Raw genomic sequence first — 569 nt, 5'->3', positions numbered from 1 at the left:
CTGGGATTTCGATAATTTTTCGCTTCAACAAAGCCAATAACTGCAACTGCCCATTATAGTTTGGTGTCGGCACAATCACGCTATCACCAACTTGTGTAAGGCTCTGAATCATGATCGACAGTGCAGGCATACAGCCATTACTGATATAAATATCTTCTTTTGCAATATAAAAACCATCTTCAGCCCAGTGTGCCGACAAAGCCTCCCTCAATTGCAGATGTCCTTGACGATCGTTATATAAAAAATCTTCTGGTTTACTGTGCTTTAAAGCACGTTGGATTGAACGACGTAAGGCTTCGATAGGAACCAGATTAGGTGACAATTGAATCGAACCGAGATGAATCAATTTATTATTGATCGCAGCCTCATGAATTTGAATTTGCAATTCCAGATTAGAAACTTCCCGTGGTCTAGACTGAAAATCTGGATGGTCAGGTACAGCTATCTGCGGGGAATTTGGCAAAGCCTGTACAAAATAACCTGACTTTTCTTTGACAAAAATCAAGCCTTGAGCTTCAAGCAATTCATAACAACTCTTTGCCGTATTCAAACTCACTTTTTGTAGTTCA

Annotated in this window: 1 protein-coding gene; it reads right to left on the bottom strand. The window is 39.9% G+C overall.

The window, feature by feature from the left end; translation table 11 throughout:
- Positions 1-569, bottom strand: a 569-nt coding sequence (locus FLQ44_RS01010) for an aminotransferase class I/II-fold pyridoxal phosphate-dependent enzyme (protein WP_147692664.1), incomplete at both ends; no start/stop codon positions are given.

Origin of the sequence: Vogesella mureinivorans (assembly GCF_007644035.1) — a bacterium.
Taxonomy (GTDB): domain Bacteria; phylum Pseudomonadota; class Gammaproteobacteria; order Burkholderiales; family Chromobacteriaceae; genus Vogesella; species Vogesella mureinivorans.
This window is presented reverse-complemented; position numbering and strand designations above follow the sequence as displayed.